Below are 19,911 nucleotides of genomic sequence, written 5' to 3'. Positions count from 1 at the left end.
GCTGGGGCCTCCGGGACGGTCAGCGCAGCCGGAACGCCTTCATCGCCTTGAGGCTGCGGGTCATGAACGCGGCGTACTTCTCGTCGTCCATCCCGAAGGCGGGCGCGAGCGGGATGAGCCGCTGCTGGGCGACGGTCTGGGCCTCGGTGTACTTGAGGATGCCCTCGGAGCCGTGCCGTCGGCCGAGGCCGGACTCCTTCATGCCGCCCATCGGGGACTGGACGCTGCCGTAGGCGGGGGCGTACCCCTCGTTGATGTTGACGGTGCCGGTGCGCAGCCGGGCGGCGACCGCGTGACCCCGCTTGGAGTCGGTGGTCCAGACGCTGGAGTTGAGGCCGTACGGGGTGGCGTTGGCCAGCGCGATCACCTCGTCCTCGTCGCTGAAGCGGTAGATCGCGACGACCGGCCCGAAGGTCTCCTCGGTGCAGACGGCCATCGGGGCCTCCACCCCGTCGAGGATGGTCGGCTCGTAGAACAGCGGGCCGATGTCGGGGCGGGCGACGCCGCCGGCGACGAGGGTCGCGCCCTTCTCGACGGCCTCGTCGACGTGGCGTGTGACGGCCTCCAGCTGGCGTTCGCCGACGAGGGAGCCCATGTCGGCCCCGTACGCGAGGGCGTTGCCGAGCCGCATGGCCTTCGTCCGGGTGGCGAAGCGCTCCACGAAGTCGTCGGCGATCGACTCGTGGACGTACAGCCGCTCGATGGAGATGCAGAGCTGTCCGGCGGAGGAGAAGCAGGCGCGGACGGCTCCGGCGGCGGCCTTCTCGACGTCGGCGTCCTTCAGTACGAGCATGGCGTTCTTGCCGCCGAGCTCCAGGGAGACGCCGACCAGCCGGGACGCGGCGCCGACGGCGACCTCGCGGCCGGTGCGGGTGGAGCCGGTGAAGGAGACGTAGTCGGCGCGGCCGACGACCTCGGGGCCGACGACGGGGCCCTCGCCGAGGACGACCTGGAAGACCTCGGCGGGCAGTCCGGCCTCGATCAGCAGGTCACGGGCCCACAGGGCGGTGAGCGCGGTCTCCGTGTCGGGCTTCATCACGACGGCGTTGCCGGAGACGAATGCGGGCAGCGCGTCGCCCACGGAGAGTTCGAGCGGGTAGTTCCAGGGGGCGATCTGACCGACGACACCGCGCGGCTGACGCAGTTCGGTGACCTTGGTGAGGGTCGGGACGACGCCGGTGTGACGGCGGGGCTTGAGGTAGGAGACGGCCTTGCGCCCGTAGTGGCGGGCGGCGACGGCGACGGCCTGCACCTCCTCGTGGGCGTGCAGGCGGGCCTTGCCGGTCTCCAGCTGGATGAGGTCGAGGACCTCGGACTGGCGGCTGAGGACGAGGTCGTGGAAGCGCAGCAGGACGGCGGCGCGCTGCCGTACGGGGACGGCGGCCCAGACGGGCTGGGCGGCGCGGGCCCGGTCGAAGGCGGTGGCGACGTCCTCGGGGGTGGACTCGGGCAGATCGGCCAGCTTCTCCCCGGTGAAGGGGGTGTGGTTGGCCGTGCGGCCCGACCCGACGACGCCGCGGATCAGCTGGGCGATCACCTCGGGGGTGACCACGTCGGCGGCGGTGCGCACACCGGCGGGGGCGGCCGCCACGGGGTTCGTACCGAGAGGGGCGTCAGGGGCCTGCGAGTCCGTCATGAGGCCGAGAGTATGTCCAGCCGAAGGCTTTGGGTACCCGTGGGTAACAGTTTTTCACAGGACCCGCCACCCCTGCCGGGCACCCTCCTCGAACAAGCCAGTGATCGCTGGCGTCATAACCGCTGATCAGTGGCTATGCGGCCGACCGCTCCCCGGCGGCCGGCCCGCGACACTCAGGAAGCGTGAATCTTCAGCCCCTCGGTGACCTCGGCGAAGATCGCGTCGCCGTCCTTCGCCGCCTGCCCCTCGGCGGGCATCCGCACCCGCACGTGCCAGTAGGGGTCGCTCTCCTTCTCGCCGGGGATCAGCAGTTCCCGGAAGCGGTAGCGCACCGGGTCGTCGCCGGACGAGGCGTAGGGGACGAACTCGGTGGTCATCTCGACCGCCTTGCGCCCCTCGTGCGTGGCGTCCTTGTAGGTGACGGAGGCTTCCTCCATCTGCGTGGTGCTCTCCCCGCCCTTCTCGTAGTACGCCTTGCGGGCCACCGGGTCGACGCCGGGGTTGTCGTCCGAACTGTTCTCGCTCTTCACGGGGCGGTGCCAGAAGACGATCTCGAAGACGCCGCTGGGGTCCGCGTACCAGACCAGTTCGCCGTCGTCGTCCTCCTGGACCCGCTTGTACTCCTCCGGCACGGCGACGTCCGCCGACAGGACCTCGTTCTCCGGCCGGACCTGCCAGCCCTCGGGCGGTCCGTCGCCCGCGAACGGGTTCAGCAGGAGCAGGACGAGCGCGACCGCGACCGCCAGCGCCCCGCCGCCGAGCGCGAACTGGGCGACGCGGTTGCGGTGCAGGACGGGCGGCACCCACTTGCTGCCGCCGCTTCCGCCCGCGAGGACCGTCCCGTACGGGGAGGTCGCCGGCGCCGGGGCCGGGGAGGCCAGCTGCTGGAGCGTCCGGCGGACCTCGGCGGCCGGCGGGCGCGCCGCGGGGTCCTTGCGGAGCAGCTGCATGACGAGCGTGCCGAACGCGCCCGTGCCCCGGGCGGGCACCTGCGGCTCGGCGGACAGCACGGCCTGGAGGGTGGCCGGGGTGTGCGAGCGGCGGTACGGGGACATCCCCTCGACCGCCGCGTACAGCACGACGCCCAGCGACCACAGGTCCGACTCCGGTCCGGGGCGCTGCCCGAGGACCCGCTCCGGTGAGATGTACTCGGGCGAACCGACGAACGCGCCGGTCTCGGTGAGCTGCTGCTCGCCCTCGACCTGGGCGATCCCGAAGTCGGTGAGGACGACCCGGTCGCCGGTGCCGAGCATGACGTTGTCCGGCTTGACGTCCCGGTGCAGGATGCCGATCGCGTGGGCGGCCGTCAGCGCGTCGAGGACGGCGAGGCCGATCCGGGCCGCCTCGCGGGGGTCCAGGGTGCCTTCCTGGAGGCGGTCGCCGAGCGACGGTCCGCGCACCAGCTCCATGACGATCCACGGCTTGCCGTCCTCGACGACCACATCGTGGACGGTCACGACGGAGGGGTGGTCGATCCGGGCGGCGGCCCGCGCCTCGCGCTGCATGCGCTGGTGCACCGTGCTGTGCTCGCGCTCGCCGAGGTGTTCCGGTACGCGCGGCTCCTTGACGGCCACCTCCCGGTCGACGACCTCGTCGTGGGCCCGCCACACCGTGCCCATACCGCCGTGCCCGAGCCGGGCGAGCAGCCGGTAGCGCCCGCCGACCAGCCGGTTCACCGCACTGTCCGGGGCGCTCGCGTGGACGGTGGGGGGCGGAATGTGCGCCGGAGGCGCGGGATACGGCGCGGAATGCGGGGCGCCGAAGCCGCCCGGTGGCCGCGGCGGCTGGATTCCGTAGCTGGTGGGCTCGTTCGCCCGTCCCCCGTGATCTGTCATGTACCCCATCCTGGTTCACACGCCGGGCCGGACACCACCTGGGGTGGTCACCGGATGCGGAGCCGTGACGGTTCGGCGACCGGGCCGGAGCATCGGGCGCTCGCCGCGCGCCCTGCTCACTGCTGGGGCTTCGGGGCGCTCCAACTGCGCAGCATGATGTCGAACTTCTCGCGGCTGGCCTCCCAGCCCTCCTGCGGAGCCGTCAGATACAGCGCGTACTCGGGGCCGCCGGAACCCCCGTAATACATCTGGTCGATCCCGTGCCGGGGTCCCGGGTGGTCCTTGGTCTCGTTCCAGGTGAACTCCCAGAGGGCGCCCGGCCGGTCGCGGAAGCTGTTCTTCTCCATCCCGATCCGCTGGTAGCCCGGCAGCCGCTCGGAGAGCTGCTCCTCCATGTTCTCCATGTGCAGATACGGATGGTCGAAGTCCGGGGCCGGGTCGACGCTGATGCGGATGCGGTGGGCCCCGCCGTCCGGCGTGTAGTCGATCTGGCCGTCCTGGACCTGCCGGGTCCAGTCCACCGGCACGACCAGGCTGAACCCCGCCGGGTCGTCGACCCGGTGCCAGCCGTCAGGTATCTCCGGTGTCCCCTCCGATGTGGCAGGGGGCTCCGGGGAGGTCTGCTCCGCGGACGGTGTGCGGCCGGCGGCCGTACCGCCGCTCGTGGAGCCGGGGGTGTCCGAGCCCTCCCGGTACTTCATCGCGAACAGCCCGGCCCCTCCCCCCAGGACGGCGGCGGCGACGACCACGACGAGCACCGTGCGCCACCGGGATCCGGCGCGCCGGGTCACCGGGGCGGAGGCGGGAGCGGTGACCGGGGCGGCGGCGTCCGGGCCGGGGGCGGGCGGCGCCGTCGTGGAGGGGGTCGCTCCGGGCAGCCGGGCGGTGGCGCCGTCGGAGCCGTGGGCGGGGTTGGGGCCGTCGGGGCCGTTCGCGTCCTGGTGGCGGTACCGGGCGTCCTCGGGGAAGCGCTGGGTCGGCACGTGCGCCTGGGCGGCGCGGGGTTCGCGGCCGTCCATGGCGTCCAGCAGCATCTGCTCGGTCTGGGCGGCGGTGGGCCGGTCGTCCGGGTCCTTGCGGAGCAGCGCGATGATCACGGCGCCGAGCGGACCGGCGTTGACCGGGGCGGGCGGCTCCTCGGTGACGACGGCCTGCATCGTGGAGATCGGGGACGTACGGCGGAACGGGGAGGTCCCCTCGACCGCGGTGTACAGCGTCGCGCCCAGCGACCAGAGGTCGGAGGCCGGTCCGGGGTCGCCGCCGCGTACCCGTTCCGGGGCCAGGTAGTCGATGGAGCCGACCAGTTCGCCGGTACGGGTGATGGTGGAGTCGCCCTCGATCGCCGCGATCCCGAAGTCGGTGAGGAGGACCTGCCCGTCGCGGGCCAGCAGGACGTTGCCCGGCTTGACGTCGCGGTGCAGCACCCCGGCGCTGTGGGCGGCGCGCAGGGCGCTCAGCACGTGCAGCCCGATGCGGGCCGCCTCGCGCGGGGCGACCTCGCCGCTCTCCTTGGCGGAGTCGGCGAGCGAGGGCCCGTCGACGTACTGCATGACGATCCAGGGGCGGTTGTCGTACTCGATCACGTCGTGGACGGTGACGACGCCGGGGTGCGTGATGCGCGCCGCCGCCCGCGCCTCCTTCTGCGTCCTGGCGTGCAGGACCAGCCGGTCGGCCTCGGCGACGTACAGCCCGGCGGTCAACTCCTTGACGGCGACCGTGCGGTGCAGCACCTCGTCGTGGGCGCGCCAGACCTTGCCCATGCCGCCCCGGCCGAGGACGTCGCCCAGCCGGTAACGCCCCGCCAGCACCAGTCCCGCGTCCGTGCTCTGTGATCGATCCACGTGATGTCCCCGCCCCGTTCCTCGAATTGCCAGATTACGGAGGCGGAGCGGCGAGGCGGAACGGGGGATCGCCCACGAGACCGCACTGTGATGGTTGTCGGCACCGCACAACACCCGTGACGGGGCAGCGGCGATGACGTGCGGTCAGGCGAGCACGTGCACGCGCTCGGGTGTGACCGGCGGTCAGGTGACCCGGTACGAGGCGATGGCCTGCTCGTAGATCTCGGTGACCCTGTCCCGGCCGCTCTCGGGCCCGATGACCTGGATGACGTGGTACCTGCCGTCGACGATCATGGCGAGATTGCGGACGAACACCTCGCGCCCGCCGCTCTCCTGCCAGGTGAACTGCCCCTCGGCCATGGCCTGCCGGCCGACGTCGACCCGGCGCAGTCCGGACGAGGAGGACCAGGTGGAGTCACGGAACGGCTGGAGCTCGGGCTCCTTGTCCCGCTGGTAGTCCAGCGGATCGGCGCCTCCCGCCTTCACCGTGTCCCGGCCGGGCACCACGAGCAGGGTGAACCCGTCGCTGCCGTAGCGGATCTGCCGGTCCGCGTTGGCGGGGCTGCGCTGCCAGTCCTTCGGTACGCCGACCTCGAAGCCCTCCGCGTCCTTGCGGAGCGCGTAGCCGGGGGCGAGCGCCACCGCCGACCGGCTGGTCTGCGGCTGCTGGGAGCCGGGATCGGCGGATCCGTCCGCCGAGGCGGACGGGCCGGGCTCCCCCGAGGCGGCGGGCGGTGCGGCGGAGCCGGTGGGCGATGCCGGAGCCCCGCCGTCGCCCGCCTCCTGCTTCGGCAGGAACATCACCGCGTACGCGACGGCCGCGGCCATCAGCAGCAGGATGAGGACGAGCAGCAGCCGGCCCAGACTGCGCGGCGAGGAGGACTCCTCGCCCCGGCGCGGCGGCTCCCGCAGCACCCGGGGACCCTTGGGCGCACGCGGTGCGCGGGCCGGGCGCTCCTCCTCCCAGCTCTCCACGGGCCTGCGCACGGACCGGTCGGGCGGCAGCAGCGAGTCCTGCCGGTCCCCCTGATGGCCGCCGCCGCGTTGCTTCGGCGGCTGCTGCCGCTTCCCCTGGCGGTGCCTGCCCTGCGCCGAGCCGCCGCCGAAACGGCCCCGGCGCCGGCGGACCAGCTCGCCCCGACGGCGTACGACGGGGAGCCGGGTGGCGTCGGGCGCGGGCAGCGGTACGACGTCGGCGCCCGCCTCCGGCTCCGGCGCGGAGCGCACCAGTGAGCGCAGCCAGCCGCTCAGCTCCTCGAAGTCCGGCCGCTCCGTGGGGTCCTGGCGCAGCAGCGACTCGACGACGGGCCGCAGCGCGCCGCACTCCTCCGCGAAGGCGGGCGGCTCCCCGCACACCATCTGGACGAGTTCGGCCGCGTTCTCCTCGGGGTAGGGCGCGTGTCCCTGGACTGCACGGTAGAGCAGCGCGCCGAGCGCCCACAGGTCGGTGGAGGGGCCGATCGGGGGCGCGAGCTGCCAGTTCTCGTGGACCGGGCCCGCCTGCTCGGGGGCCCAGCGCTCGGTGACGGCTCCGACGACGGCGATCCGCGCCTGGCGGGCGCGTTCGGCGGCGAGCGGGGTGGCGGGGCCCCGGTAGACGGCGGGCTCGTCGCCGCCCGCGACGGCCTCCTCCCAGGCCCCCGGGGCGGTCCGCCCGTCCCGGGGCGGGGCGGTACGGGCGAGCTGCTTGGGGGCGGCCGGGGCCGGCGGGCCGGGCCGTCGGGAGTCGGCGCGCAGCGCGTCCTCGCCGGAGCCGCCCGCGGAGACGGGACGCGCACCGGGCCCGTCGTCCCAGGTCCCGGCGAGGTGGACGCGGCGGCCGGGCGGGCGGGGGCCGTCGTCGTCCTCGTCGTCCTCGTCGTCGTAGGGGTCCTCGGCGGGGGCGCCCCAGGGGGCGGTCAGCCGGGGGGTCACGGGGGCGTCGGGCGCGGGGCGCTGGAGCGGGAGAACGCCGGTGTCGGCATCCGCGTCCGCTTCGGCACCGGCTCCGGCACCAGTGATGCCGCGGGCGCCCGGGGCGCGCCCTTCCGGCGGCGTCTTCGTGAGGTCGGCCGGGGCGCGGTCGGCCTGCTGCCGGTCCTCGGTGACCCGGGCGGCGGCCCGAGCGCCCGCCCGGTAGGCGGCGATGGCTCCGGCGCGCGCGGCCCGCAGCTGCGCGGCGCTCGCGGCGCCGGGCTCGGCGGCGGGCGGCACGGCGGTGTACGGGACGGCGGGGGCGGCGGGGCGCGGGACGATCTCCTGCCCGGCGTGCGACGCGAAGGGCTCGGCTTCCCGGCCCGGCGGCAGGTCGTACCGTCCCTCGGGCCGGTCGTCGTCCCGGTCGTCGGGCCGGCGCGGTGCGTACCCCTGCGGCAGCGACGCGACGGGAAGCTCCCGGCCCTCGCGGTCCTCGCCGCCGCCGTCCTCGGCGTACTCCTGGACGTCCGCGTACTCCTGGACGTCCGCGTACTCCTCGACGGCCGCGTAGCCCTCGTCGTCCTCGCCGGTCCCGTAGCCCTCGACGGCCGCGTACTCCGCTTCGCCCCTGGCCGGCGGGAGCGCCCGGGCGCCGCCCGGCTCCCTCGGCGGGGCGGGCTCGACGGCCGGGATGCCGTACGTCGTGGGCCCCGCCATCGGGTCGGCGTCGGGCTCCGGTCCGGGGGCGTAGCCGCAGAGCGCCTCCTCGGCGGCGCCCGCGGCGAGACCGGTGAGCATGACACGGCCGTCGTCGCACACCAGGACCGTGCGCACGGTGATGTTGCGGTGGGTCCAGCCGTGGGCGTGCAGCACCCGCAGCGCGGTGAGCACGTCGGAGCCGATCTCGGCCGCACGGTAGGGGTTGAGGGGCCGTTCGGCGAGGAGGGCGGCGAGCGGGCGGGCCGCGACGAGCTCGCTCACTATCCACAGCGAGCCCGCCTCGGCGAACACGTCGAAGACCTGGTCGAGCCGAGGGTGGTCGGGCACCTGGGCGGCGGCCTGCGCGGCCTCGATCGCCCTGCGGACCGCGGGGTCCGTGCTGCGGCGGACCGCACGCCCGGTGGCGCGTCCGGACGCCGAGGGCTGACCGTCGGCGTCGAGCACCTCCGCGTCCACGATCTCCGGCAACGGCACCTGGCGGACCAGGACTTCCTGCCCGCTGTATGTGTCGAACGCCCGGGTCTCGACCAGTTCGTACCCATCGGACGGGGGCAGCGGAAGGCGGTAGCGGTCGGCAAGCACCCGACCCGCATAGTCGTCCACGACGCCTCCCCAGAGCGCGCTCTTCCCCCGGCCGTCGGAGCCGCGCCAATCCGTCAGTCACGGTCGTCCGGCGGGCAATTGACCCGCCGTTCCGGCTGCGTACGGTCTCCGGCCTCTTACGATACGTGGCAACGCGGGCCGACGGGCCGGGTCGCGCCAACCCGGCCCGCACAAACGTTTCCCATCGGCCGTTCCCGGGCGTGCCGGGCGGCCGGTTCCCGGGCCTGCCGGGCGGTCAGCCCGTGGGCGTGAACGTGGCGAACGCCGTTTCGCGCAGCGTCCGGCACTCGTCGCCCTCCCACTCGTCCACCTTGCAGCTGATCATGATCGAGTAGCCGCGCCCGGCGTCCACCTTGAAGCCCCGGTTGAGCACCTTGACCCGGACGCCGTTGTGGTTGCGTTCGAACGTCCAGTCCGCGACGGTCGGATAGCCGTTGTACTCGACCTTCTTTATGCCGCCGTGCTTGTAGCCGTCGCTGAGGACCTTGGCGCTCGCGACGGCCCCGCGCCAGGCGGCCGCCGCGTCGTCCTTGGGCGAGTTGTTGAAGTCGACCTGGACGCGGGGGAAGCTGCCCTGCTTGTCGTTGTAGATGCCGCCGGAGTTGCTGCCCGCGATGGCGGTGCGCTTGAAGCCCCCGGGCATCGCCATGGTGAAGTGGAACCGGTCGTCGGTGACCTTCTCGTACCCGGCGGGCAGGGCGTCGCCCGGGTCCGCCCCGTCGTCCTTGGGGTCGTCGGCCCCGGAGTCGTCGGCGTCGTCGCCGGACGGGTCCTCGGAGGCCCGGCCGTCGTCCGTGCCCTGACCCTCCTTCTGGCCGCCGCCCTTCTCGCCGGCCGAACCGCCGCCGGTGTCGTCGCCCTTGTCGTCGGCGCCCCCGGACGAGGCTCCGGCCGACGCGGCGGTGTCGCCCTTGCCGCCGCCCTTGTCCGCGTCGTCGCCGCCGAGAGTGAGCGCGAGGACCGTGCCGAGAACCGCCAGCGCGAGGACGGCCGCGATGATCGCGAGGGTGCGCCGGGGCACCACGTCGGTGATCGAGGCACGCGTGGACGCGGCCGAGGACGGCGGGCGCTGCCCCGGTACGGAAGCACTCGCCGCCGTCGCCGGCTTCGGGGCGCCCACGGTCGCGGACGCGGCGGGCTTGGCGCCCGGGGTGGAAGTCCCGGGCGGCGACGGAGGCTTGGGCGGGGCGACGGGCGAGCCGCCGGCAGCGGCGGCCGGAGAGCTCGCCGACGCCGCGACCGCGCCCGCGGCGGCCCCCGCGGCCGCCGCCGGGGTCTTCGCGTTGCGCACGGAGCGCAGGGCTCCGCGCAGCCGGTCGCGGGCGCCCTCGCCGGACTCGCCCGACCCGGTGGACTGCTTCGGCGGCTTGGGGGCCTTGGGCTGCTTCGGCGTCCGCTTGACGAGGGGGTCGGCGGCGGGCGTCGGCGGCAGCGCCATGATCTGGGTGGAGTCCGCGGGGGCCGGCGCGGGAACGTCGGGGGCGTTGATGACGTCGTTGAGCAACGCCCGTGCCCCGGCGTCGTCGAGGCGCTGGTCGGGGTCGCGGGCGAGCAGCCCGTAGATGACCTCGGTGAGCGGACCGGCGTTCTTCGGCGGGTCGAGCGGTTCGGTCATCACGGCCGTGAGGGTGGCGATGGCCGAGCCCTTGTCGTACGGCGGGCAGCCCTCGACGCTCGCGTACAGCAGTCCGCCGAGCGACCACAGGTCCGCGGGCGGCCCGGCTTGTGACCGCGGGCCCGTTCCGGCGAGATGTACGAGGGGGCGCCGACGAGCATGCCGGTGGAGGTGACCGACGGGTCCCCCTCGACCTGGGCGATGCCGAAGTCGGTGAGCACGACGCGCCCGTCCTCGGCGATCAGCACGTTGGACGGCTTCACGTCGCGGTGCAGGATGCCCTCGCGGTGCGCCGAGCGCAGCACGTCGAGGATGGCGAGCCCGACCTCGGCGGCCCGCCTAGGCGTCAGCGTGCCGTCCTCGCGGATCGCCTCGGCGAGCGACTTGCCCTCGATCAGCTCCATGACGATCCACGGGCGGTCGTCCTCGTCGACCACGTCGTAGACGGTCACCGCGCTGTTGTTGCGGATCCGTGCGATCGCCTTGGCCTCACGCAGGGTGCGCGTGATCAGCCGGCGCTTCTCGTCCTCGTCGATCGCGGACGGGAACCGCAGTTCCTTGACCGCGACCGTGCGGCCGAGCGTCTCGTCGTCGGCGCGCCAGACCGTACCCATGCCGCCTCGGCCGAGCACCTCACCGAGCCGGTAGCGCCCCGCGAGGAGACGACCGTTCTTGTCCCGTTGGGGCTCTCGTGCCTGCTCCGCCTCCGACATGCGTCCCCTCTGCGATCAACCCGCCCTGGCAGAGCGTTCATTGTCCCTCACCCCGGGACCGGTCCTGGTGCCGGGTCCGGGGTCCGCCGCGCCGCGACCCGGAGAGGGAAGTCCCCACAGCCTCCTACCAACCCGGGCTCCCCGTCCAGGCCGGTCCGGGCGTCCGCCCCCGCTCCACCTGGCCGCCGGAGCCCAACTGGCCCGGTGAAGCAGGGCGGTGACCGCGGCACAGGGGCTCCGCGGTCACCGGGGGGCGTGTCCTAGATCGGCACAATGTCCGGTGCGCCGAGCCGGGCCGCGTCCGCCGTGAGGTCGTCGGGCTGCCGCTGCGATTCGCGTTCGGCCTCCACCCGCTTCTCGTAGTGCTGGACCTCCCGGTCGATCCGCCCCTCGTCCCAGCCCAGCACCGGCGCCATCAGCTCCGCGCAGAGCCGGGCGCTGCGGGTGCCCCGGTCGAAGGTCTCGATGGAGATCCGGGTGCGCCGGGTCAGCACGTCGTCGAGATGGCGGGCGCCCTCGTGGGAGGCCGCGTAGACGATCTCGGCGCGCAGATAGTCGTCGGCGGCGGGCAGGGGTTCGCCCAGGGTGGGATCGGCGAGGATCAGTTCCAGAATTTCCTCGGTCATTGAGCCGTACCGGTTGAGCAGGTGCTCCACCCGGGCGACATGGAGTCCGGTCCGGGCCGCGATCCGGGCGCGCGCGTTCCACAGGGCCTTGTACCCCTCAGCTCCCAGGAGCGGGGTGTCCTCGGTGACGCAGGCGGCGACCCGCTGGTCGAGGCCGTGCACCGCCTCGTCCACCGCGTCCTTGGCCATGACCCGGTACGTCGTGTACTTGCCGCCCGCCACGACGACCAGGCCGGGAGCGGGGTGGGCCACCGTGTGCTCGCGCGACAGCTTGCTGGTGGCGTCCGACTCGCCGGCCAGCAGCGGTCGCAGTCCGGCGTAGACGCCCTGGACGTCGTCCCTGGTCAGCGGGGTGTTCAGGACGGAGTTGACGTGCTGGAGGAGGTAGTCGATATCGGCGCTGGAGGCGGCCGGGTGGGCCTTGTCCAGGTCCCAGTCGGTGTCCGTGGTGCCGATGATCCAGTGCCGGCCCCAGGGGATGACGAAGAGGACGGACTTCTCGGTGCGCAGGATGAGGCCGGTGGAGGAGTGGATGCGGTCCTTGGGGACGACCAGGTGGATGCCCTTGGAGGCCCGGACGTGGAACTGCCCGCGCTCGCCGATGAGCCCCTGGGTGTCGTCGGTCCACACGCCGGTCGCGTTGACCACCTGCTTGGCCCGGATCTCGTACTCCGTGCCGCCCTCGACGTCCTGCACGAGTGCGCCCACGACCCGCTCGCCCTCGCGGAGGAAGCCGACCACCCGGGCCCGGTTCGCCACCTGGGCCCCGTAGGACGCGGCGGTGCGCACCAGCTCGGTGACGAAGCGGGCGTCGTCCATCTGGGCGTCGTAGTACTGGAGGGCGCCGACCAGGGCGTCCTTCTTCAGCGCCGGGGCGACCCGCAGGGCGTGCTTGCGGGAGAGGTGGCGGTGGACGGGGAGGCCGCGGCCGTGGCCGGAGGAGACCGACATCGCGTCGTACAGCGCGACGCCGGAGCCGGCGTAGAGCCGCTCCCAGCCCTTGTGCTGCAAGGGGTAGAGGAAGGGCACGGGCTTCACCAGATGCGGGGCAAGCCGTTCCAGGAGCAGCCCGCGCTCCTTGAGCGCCTCCCGGACCAGGGCGAAGTCGAGCATCTCCAGATAGCGCAGACCGCCATGGATCAGCTTGCTCGACCTGCTCGATGTGCCGGACGCCCAGTCGCGCGCCTCGACCAGACCGGTCGAGAGGCCTCTGGTGGCGGCGTCCAGCGCCGTGCCCGCGCCGACCACGCCCGCCCCCACGACCAGCACGTCCAGTTCGCGCTCGGCCATGGCGGCGAGCGCGACGGTGCGCTCGGCGGGTCCCAGTGTCGCTGTCCTCACTGCTGCCTCCCGGTGGATCGGGGTGGTCGGACACGGGAGTGCCACCCGGCCGAGGGGCCGGCCGCCCGTGTCCACCTCTCGATTCTGTCCGCGCTCCCCGAGTTCAGCCACCGCCTGTGGACAACACCCGGGCATCCGGAGCCACGCAATGCGACATATAGGTCATATTTACGCCTAGTCTGACATTGCGCTGTCCACAGCAGTTGCGATCTTCGCTCTCCGCACTTAGGGGGTCTTCCTGTATGCCCGCAGACCTCGCCGTCATCGGACTCGGTCACCTCGGCCTGCCCCTCGCCCAGGCCGCCGTGACCGCCGGAATCGACACCGTCGGCTACGACCCCGACCCACGCCCCTACGCGGAACTCAGAGCGGGCCGCAGCCCCGTCGAGGGCACCCTCACCGCGTCCGAGATCCGCCGCATGCTCTCCGGCGGCTTCCGGCCCACCACCAACGCCGCCGAGCTGGGCCGGGTCCGTACCGCCGTGATCTGCTCCCCCACCCCGCTCGGCCCCGACCGGACGATCGACCTCACCGCGCTCGGCGACGCCGCCCGCGCGCTCGCGGCCCGGCTGCGCCCGCACACCACCGTGCTGCTGGAGTCCGCCGTGCCGCCCGGCACCACCGAGAACGTGCTGCGCCCCCTGCTCGAAGAGGGCTCGGGGCTCGTCGCCGGACGCGACTTCCACCTCGCCTGCTCGCCGAGCCGGCTCGACCCCGGCAACCGCACCCACGTCCTGGCCAACACCCCCAAGGTCATCGGCGGCCTCACCCCCGCCTGCACCGAGTCGGCCGCCGCCTTCTACGGCCGGCTCACCGACAAGGTCGTACGGGCCCGGGGCCCGCGCGAGGCGGAGATGACGAAGGTGCTGGAGACCAACTTCCGGCACGTCAACATCGCCCTGGTCAACGAGATGGCGGTGCTCTGCCACGACCTCGGCGTCGACCTCTGGGACGTCATCCGGTGCGCCGAGACCAAGCCGTTCGGCTTCCAGCCCTTCCGGCCGGGACCCGGCGTCGGCGGGCACGGCGTCCCGGTGGACCCGGGCTTCCTGCCCTACAGCACCCGCACCCCCGGGCACCCGCTGCGGATGGTCTCGCTGGCGCAGGAGATCAACGACCGGATGCCCAGTTACGTCATCCAGCGCTGCGCGACCCTCCTGAACGAGCACGGCAAGTCCGTCCGGGGCGCGCGCGTGCTGCTGCTCGGCGTCACCTACAAGCCGGACAGCGCCGACCAGGAGGCCGCCCCCGCCCGCGAGATCGCCACCCGGCTGATGGACATGGGCGCCCAGATCGGCTACCACGACCCGCACGTCCTGGACTGGCGGGTGCGCGAACGGCCCGTCCCGCGCGCCGACTCGCTGTACGAGGCGGCGGCCGCGGCCGACCTGACCGTCCTGCTCCAGCAGCACCGCACCTACGACCTCCAGGGCCTCGCGGTGAAGGCCCAACTGCTCCTGGACACCCGGGGGGCCACTCCGGCGGGAGCCGCGCACCGGCTCTGAGACGTGACGGACCGTCGAAAGATTGCCGGTGACCGGTTCCTGGGCGTACTGCTACCCTGCGGCGTCACAGCGCGCACACATGTGCGCAACCGCACACTCGTGCGCAGCCATCCCAGGGGGAGCCCCACCGTGAGTCAGCCCGTGCAGCCGCCGAACCAGCCCCAGCAGCCCTTCGGCGGTCAGCCCGTCGACGGGAACCCGTACGCCGGCCAGCCGGGCCAGCCCGCCCCCGCCGCACCGACCGGCAACCCGTACGGCCAGCAGCCCCCGGCCCCGACCGGCAACCCGTTCGCGGGTCAGCAGCCCGGCCAGGGCGCCCCGTTCGGCGGCGGCGCGCCCTTCGCCCCGGCGCCCCCGGCCCGCAACAACATCCTGCTCGGCGTGCTGGTCGCCCTGGGCGCGGCCATCGTCGCGGGCATCCTGTACGGCGTGATCGCGGGCTCCATCGAGCGCGAGGTCGGCTACGCGGCGGTCGGCGTCGGCTTCCTGGTCGGCTTCGCGTCGAGCAAGATCGGCGGCTCCAACCCGGCGATCATCGGCGCCGCGGCCGTCTTCTCGATCGGCGCCGTCTACCTCGGGCAGCTCGTCGGCATCTCGATGGTGCTCTCCGACCTGGCGCAGATCCCCTTCTCCGAGGTCGTCGGCGACCACTTCGGCACCGTGACGGAGGCCTGGTCGCAGGAGGCCGACTTCATGACCTACCTCTTCCTCGCCCTCGGCGCGATCGCCGCCGTCGGTGGCGCCAAGAAGGCCGGCTGACACCCGCGGGACCCATACGGAAGGGCCCGGACCGTGAGACGGTCCGGGCCCTTCCGCGTACGTACGGGATCAGCGGCGGTGCTGCGAGTCCGCCACCGTCACCTCGACGCGCTGGAACTCCTTGAGGTCGCTGTAGCCGGTGGTGGCCATCGCGCGACGCAGGGCGCCGAAGATGTTCATCGAGCCGTCCGGGGTGTGCGAAGGACCGGTGAGGACCTCCTCCGTCGTCCCGACCGAACCGAGGTCGACCAGCTTGCCGCGCGGCACGTCCTCGTGGACGGCCTCCATGCCCCAGTGCCGGCCTCGGCCGGGCGCGTCCGTCGCACGGGCCAGCGGGGAGCCCATCATCACGGCGTCCGCACCGCAGGCGATGGCCTTCGGCAGGTCGCCGGACCAGCCGACGCCGCCGTCGGCGATGACGTGCACGTACCGGCCGCCGGACTCGTCCATGTAGTCGCGGCGGGCCCCGGCGACGTCCGCGACGGCGGTGGCCATCGGGACCTGGATACCGAAGACGTTGCGCGTGGTGTGCGCCGCGCCGCCGCCGAAGCCGACGAGGACACCGGCCGCGCCGGTCCGCATCAGGTGCAGGGCGGCGGTGTACGTGGCGCAGCCGCCGACGATGACCGGGACGTCCAGCTCGTAGATGAACTGCTTCAGGTTCAGCGGCTCGGCCGCGCCCGAGACGTGCTCGGCGGAGACCGTCGTACCGCGGATGACGAAGATGTCGACGCCCGCGTCGACGACCGCCTTGGAGAACTGGGCGGTGCGCTGCGGGGAGAGCGCGGCGGCGGTGACGACGCCGGAGTCGCGCACCTCCTTGATGCGCTGCCCGATCAGCTCCTCCTGGATGGGGGCGGAATAGATCTCCTGGAGCCGGCGGGTCGCGGACTCGACCGGCATCTCGGCGATCTCGTCCAGCAGCGGCTGCGGGTCGGCGTGCCGGGTCCACAGGCCTTCCAGGTTCAGCACGCCCAGACCGCCGAGCTCGCCGATCCGGATGGCGTGCTGCGGGGAGACCACGGAGTCCATGGGAGCGGCCAGGAACGGCAGCTCGAAACGGTAGGCGTCGATCTGCCAGGCGATCGAGACCTCCTTCGGGTCCCGGGTGCGGCGGCTCGGAACGACAGCGATGTCGTCGAATGCGTAAGCCCGGCGGCCGCGCTTGCCGCGCCCGATCTCGATCTCAGTCACGATGTGTGGCCTTTCCCTCTACGTCTGCGCTGACCAGTATCCCCGACACGTGCCTGAGGGGCGGTACCGGGAACTCCGGTCCGCCCCTCACCTGCGGTGATGCGTTACTTCCTGCTGTAGTTCGGTGCTTCCACCGTCATCTGGATGTCGTGCGGGTGGCTCTCCTTGAGGCCCGCCGAGGTGATGCGGACGAAGCGGCCCTTGCTCTCCATCTGGTCGACGGACGCGGCGCCGACGTAGCCCATGGTCTGGCGGAGACCGCCGACGAGCTGGTGGAGGACGTTGGCCAGCGGGCCCCGGTAGGGCACCTGGCCCTCGATGCCCTCGGGGACGAGCTTGTCGTCCGAGGACACCTCGGCCTGGAAGTAGCGGTCCTTGGAGTACGACCGGCCCTGTCCGCGGGACTGCATCGCGCCCAGCGAGCCCATGCCCCGGTACGACTTGAACTGCTTGCCGTTGATGAACATCAGCTCGCCCGGGGACTCCTCGCAGCCCGCGAGGAGGCTGCCCAGCATGACGCTGTCGGCGCCGGCGGCCAGCGCCTTGCCGATGTCGCCGCTGTACTGGAGGCCGCCGTCGCCGATCACCGGGATGCCCGCGGCACGGGCGGCGAGCGCGGCTTCGTAGATCGCGGTGACCTGCGGGACGCCGATGCCGGCCACCACGCGGGTCGTACAGATCGAGCCGGGTCCGACGCCGACCTTCACGCCGTCGACACCGGCGTCGATCAGCGCCTGCGCGCCGTCGCGGGTGGCGACGTTGCCGCCGATGACGTCGACGCCGACGCTCGACTTGATCTTCGCCATCCAGGCGAGGGCGTTGCTGTTGTGCCCGTGCGAGGTGTCGACGATCAGGAAGTCGACCCCGGCGGACGCGAGCGCCTGTGCGCGCTCCAGCGCCTCGGGGCTGGCGCCGACGGCCGCGCCGACCAGCAGACGGCCTTCGGCGTCCTTGGCGGCGTTCGGGTACTGCTCGGCCTTCTTGAAGTCCTTGACCGTGATGAGGCCCTTGAGGATGCCCGCCTCGTCGACCAGCGGCAGCTTCTCGATCTTGTGGCGGCGCAGCAGCTCCATGGCCTCCACGCCGGAGATCCCGACCCGCCCGGTGACGAGCGGCATCGGCGTCATGACCTCGCGCACCTGGCGCGACCGGTCCGACTCGAAGGCCATGTCGCGGTTGGTGACGATGCCCAGGAGCTTGCCCGCGGGGTCGGTGACCGGCACGCCGCTGATGCGGAACTTCGCGCAGAGCGCGTCCGCCTCGCCGAGCGTGGCGTCGGGGTGCACGGTGATCGGGTCGGTGACCATGCCCGACTCGGAGCGCTTGACCAGGTCGACCTGGTTGACCTGGTCCTCGATGGAGAGGTTGCGGTGCAGCACGCCGACGCCGCCCTGACGGGCCATGGCGATGGCCATGCGGGACTCGGTCACCTTGTCCATCGCGGCGGAGAGCAGGGGGATGTTCACCCGGACGTTGCGCGAGATGAGCGTGGACGTGTCCACCGCGTTGGGCAGGACCTCGGACGCGCCGGGCAACAGCAGCACGTCGTCGTAGGTCAGCCCGAGCGTCGCGAACTTCTCGGGCACTCCGTCGACGTTTGCAGTCATGACACCTTCCCCAAATGGCCTTGATCGGTGCGGATGTCCATGCTAACGGGCTCCACGGGCGTCTCATTCCACGATCAAGATCACCTGGCTGTTCTGTAGCTTCCTACAGTGCCGCCGACGAGCGCCGGCGAGGGCGCCCTACTGCTCGGCGAGTGCCCGGAGCCGGCTGAGCGCACGGTGCTGGGCGACCCGGACCGCACCCGGGGACATCCCGAGCATCTGGCCGGTCTCCTCCGCGGTCAGCCCGACCGCGACGCGCAGGACCAGCAGCTCACGCTGGTTCTCCGGGAGGTTGGCGAGGAGCTTCTTGGCCCAGGCCGCGTCGCTGCTGAGCAGGGCGCGCTCCTCCGGGCCGAGGGAGTCGTCGGGCCTCTCCGGCATCTCGTCGGAGGGGACGGCGGTCGACCCCGGGTGGCGCATCGCGGCGCGCTGGAGGTCGGCGACCTTGTGCCCGGCGATCGCGAAGACGAAGGCCTCGAAGGGCCTGCCGGTGTCCTTGTAGCGCGGCAGCGCCATCAGCACCGCGACGCAGACCTCCTGCGCCAGGTCCTCCACGAAGTGGCGAGCATCACCGGGGAGGCGGTTCAGCCGGGAGCGGCAGTAGCGCAGGGCGAGGGGATGAACATGGGCCAGCAGATCATGGGTGGCCTGCGCGTCGCCGTCGACGGCCCGGTGCACGAGGGCACCGATCACCGTGGTTTCGTCGTCGCGCATCGGACCATGGTGCCCTGAGGCCGCCCGGTCCACTCCATCGCGTCCCGAGTTGTGCACCGAAGCGTTATGAGCGGGTGCGCCGGATGTCATGTCCTGCGCCCTCCCCTTCCGCTCGACCGAATCGTTCCTGAGGAACTCCACGACTCAAGGATGCGTCATCGGCCGGGAAGCGTCACATGGCACCGCTGAGCGGGCGCCCGGATACGGGGTGTGGAGCCGGTGGCCCGCTCCGTGACCCCGTCCGCCGGTCTGCGGACGGGGCGCGGCCCGGGCCGGTCGTCAGCGGACCAGGCCCCAGCGGAATCCGAGGGCCACCGCATGGGCGCGGTCCGAGGCCCCGAGCTTCTTGAACAGGCGCCGGGCGTGGGTCTTGACCGTGTCCTCGGAGAGAAACAGCTCACGGCCGATCTCCGCGTTGGAGCGGCCGTGGCTCATGCCTTCGAGGACCTGGATCTCCCGCGCGGTGAGCGTGGGAGCCGCCCCCATCTCGGCGGACCGCAGCCGACGCGGGGCGAGCCGCCAGGTCGGGTCGGCCAGCGCCTGGGTGACGGTGGCCCGCAGCTCGGCGCGCGAGGCGTCCTTGTGCAGATATCCGCGGGCCCCGGCGGCGACCGCGAGCGCGACGCCGTCCAGGTCCTCGGCGACGGTCAGCATGATGATCCGGGCCCCGGGGTCGGCGGAGAGCAGTCGCCGGACGGTCTCCACACCCCCCAGACCGGGCATGCGTACGTCCATCAGAATCAGATCCGAACGATCGGCACCCCAGCGGCGGAGGACTTCCTCGCCGTTGGCCGCCGTCGTCACGCGTTCGACGCCGGGCACGGTGGCCACCGCGCGACGGAGCGCTTCTCGGGCAAGCGGGGAGTCGTCGCAGACGAGGACGGATGTCATGACCGTCCTCCGCAGCTGATGCGCGTCACCTTGAGCCTCCAGGCTGATACAAGTCGTCACCTGTGCGGTTGACCCCCTCGGACATGTGCCCGAGCCGGATATCCGTCAACCGCATCCGTTCCCTTAACGACGGTCACTCGAAAGAGTTACGGGTCGGGCGGCCGGGTTCGGCACTCTACGTGAAGGGCCGTATACGGAGGAGAACGGCGCGGGTGATTCACCCGTCAACCGAATCTTCACTCGTTGGCATGCCCTTTTTGGCGCTATTTCTTCCCTTTCAGTGGTGTCTGTGGCTAGATTCCCAATCAGTCATATTTACATCTACTAGCACCGTAGATGTACGGTCGAGACCTCGGTCACACCGATCACAGACGGTCCGATCACACAGATCGTCGATCACAGACGGTCGAGATGC

Annotated in this window: 11 protein-coding genes and 1 pseudogene; 2 read left to right on the top strand and 10 right to left on the bottom strand. The window is 72.7% G+C overall.

What is annotated here, in order from left to right:
• Positions 1-19: 19 nt before the first annotated feature.
• The 6 genes and pseudogenes from IE272_RS33665 to IE272_RS33640 all read right to left on the bottom strand — a co-directional run bounded on the left by IE272_RS33665 (position 20) and on the right by IE272_RS33640 (position 12,826).
• The gene (locus tag IE272_RS33665; RefSeq protein ID WP_050356934.1) at positions 20-1,636 is read right to left on the bottom strand and encodes a succinic semialdehyde dehydrogenase; all 1,617 of its coding nucleotides are present in this window, start codon (positions 1,634-1,636) and stop codon (positions 20-22) included.
• Between the two features lie 173 nt (positions 1,637-1,809).
• Entirely contained in the window at positions 1,810-3,471 is a 1,662-nt protein-coding gene (locus IE272_RS33660) for a serine/threonine-protein kinase (RefSeq protein WP_050356933.1), read from the bottom strand.
• Between the two features lie 116 nt (positions 3,472-3,587).
• The gene (locus IE272_RS33655; RefSeq protein ID WP_190009453.1) at positions 3,588-5,312 is read right to left on the bottom strand and encodes a serine/threonine-protein kinase; all 1,725 of its coding nucleotides are present in this window, start codon (positions 5,310-5,312) and stop codon (positions 3,588-3,590) included.
• Between the two features lie 183 nt (positions 5,313-5,495).
• Positions 5,496-8,531, bottom strand: a complete 3,036-nt coding sequence (locus IE272_RS33650) for a serine/threonine kinase C-terminal domain-containing protein (protein WP_190009451.1) — start codon at positions 8,529-8,531, stop codon at positions 5,496-5,498.
• Positions 8,532-8,766: 235 nt separating this feature from the next.
• A pseudogene (locus IE272_RS33645) lies at positions 8,767-10,859 on the bottom strand (serine/threonine-protein kinase).
• A gap of 260 nt (positions 10,860-11,119) precedes the next feature.
• Positions 11,120-12,826: a glycerol-3-phosphate dehydrogenase/oxidase gene (locus IE272_RS33640; RefSeq protein WP_050356929.1), complete on the bottom strand. Its 1,707-nt coding sequence runs from the start codon at positions 12,824-12,826 to the stop codon at positions 11,120-11,122.
• Positions 12,827-13,068: 242 nt separating this feature from the next.
• On the opposite strand from IE272_RS33640, the gene IE272_RS33635 reads away from it, so the two are divergent.
• Positions 13,069-14,331 (top strand): nucleotide sugar dehydrogenase, encoded by a 1,263-nt coding sequence (locus tag IE272_RS33635; protein ID WP_050356928.1) that lies wholly within the window; start codon positions 13,069-13,071, stop codon positions 14,329-14,331.
• A 129-nt stretch (positions 14,332-14,460) separates the two neighbouring features.
• Positions 14,461-15,090 carry a hypothetical protein gene (locus IE272_RS33630; RefSeq protein ID WP_229897906.1) on the top strand — a complete coding sequence of 210 codons (630 nt, stop codon included), beginning with the start codon at positions 14,461-14,463 and terminating at the stop codon, positions 15,088-15,090.
• Between the two features lie 69 nt (positions 15,091-15,159).
• On the opposite strand, the gene IE272_RS33625 is transcribed toward IE272_RS33630, so the two are convergent.
• From IE272_RS33625 to IE272_RS33610, 4 genes are all read right to left on the bottom strand, one after another.
• Positions 15,160-16,284 carry a GuaB3 family IMP dehydrogenase-related protein gene (locus IE272_RS33625; RefSeq protein WP_007453079.1) on the bottom strand — a complete coding sequence of 375 codons (1,125 nt, stop codon included), beginning with the start codon at positions 16,282-16,284 and terminating at the stop codon, positions 15,160-15,162.
• 104 nt (positions 16,285-16,388) lie between these two features.
• Positions 16,389-17,891: an IMP dehydrogenase gene (gene guaB, locus IE272_RS33620; protein ID WP_032792621.1), complete on the bottom strand. Its 1,503-nt coding sequence runs from the start codon at positions 17,889-17,891 to the stop codon at positions 16,389-16,391.
• Between the two features lie 138 nt (positions 17,892-18,029).
• The gene (locus IE272_RS33615; RefSeq protein WP_030084428.1) at positions 18,030-18,605 is read right to left on the bottom strand and encodes a sigma-70 family RNA polymerase sigma factor; all 576 of its coding nucleotides are present in this window, start codon (positions 18,603-18,605) and stop codon (positions 18,030-18,032) included.
• 279 nt (positions 18,606-18,884) lie between these two features.
• Positions 18,885-19,496: a response regulator transcription factor gene (locus IE272_RS33610; RefSeq protein WP_003948568.1), complete on the bottom strand. Its 612-nt coding sequence runs from the start codon at positions 19,494-19,496 to the stop codon at positions 18,885-18,887.
• Between the last annotated feature and the right edge of the window lie 415 nt (positions 19,497-19,911).

This window comes from Streptomyces anulatus (assembly GCF_014650675.1).
Classification (GTDB): Bacteria; Actinomycetota; Actinomycetes; order Streptomycetales; family Streptomycetaceae; genus Streptomyces; species Streptomyces anulatus.
Note: the sequence above shows the minus strand (reverse complement) of the source record. Positions and strands in the feature narration are given on the sequence as shown.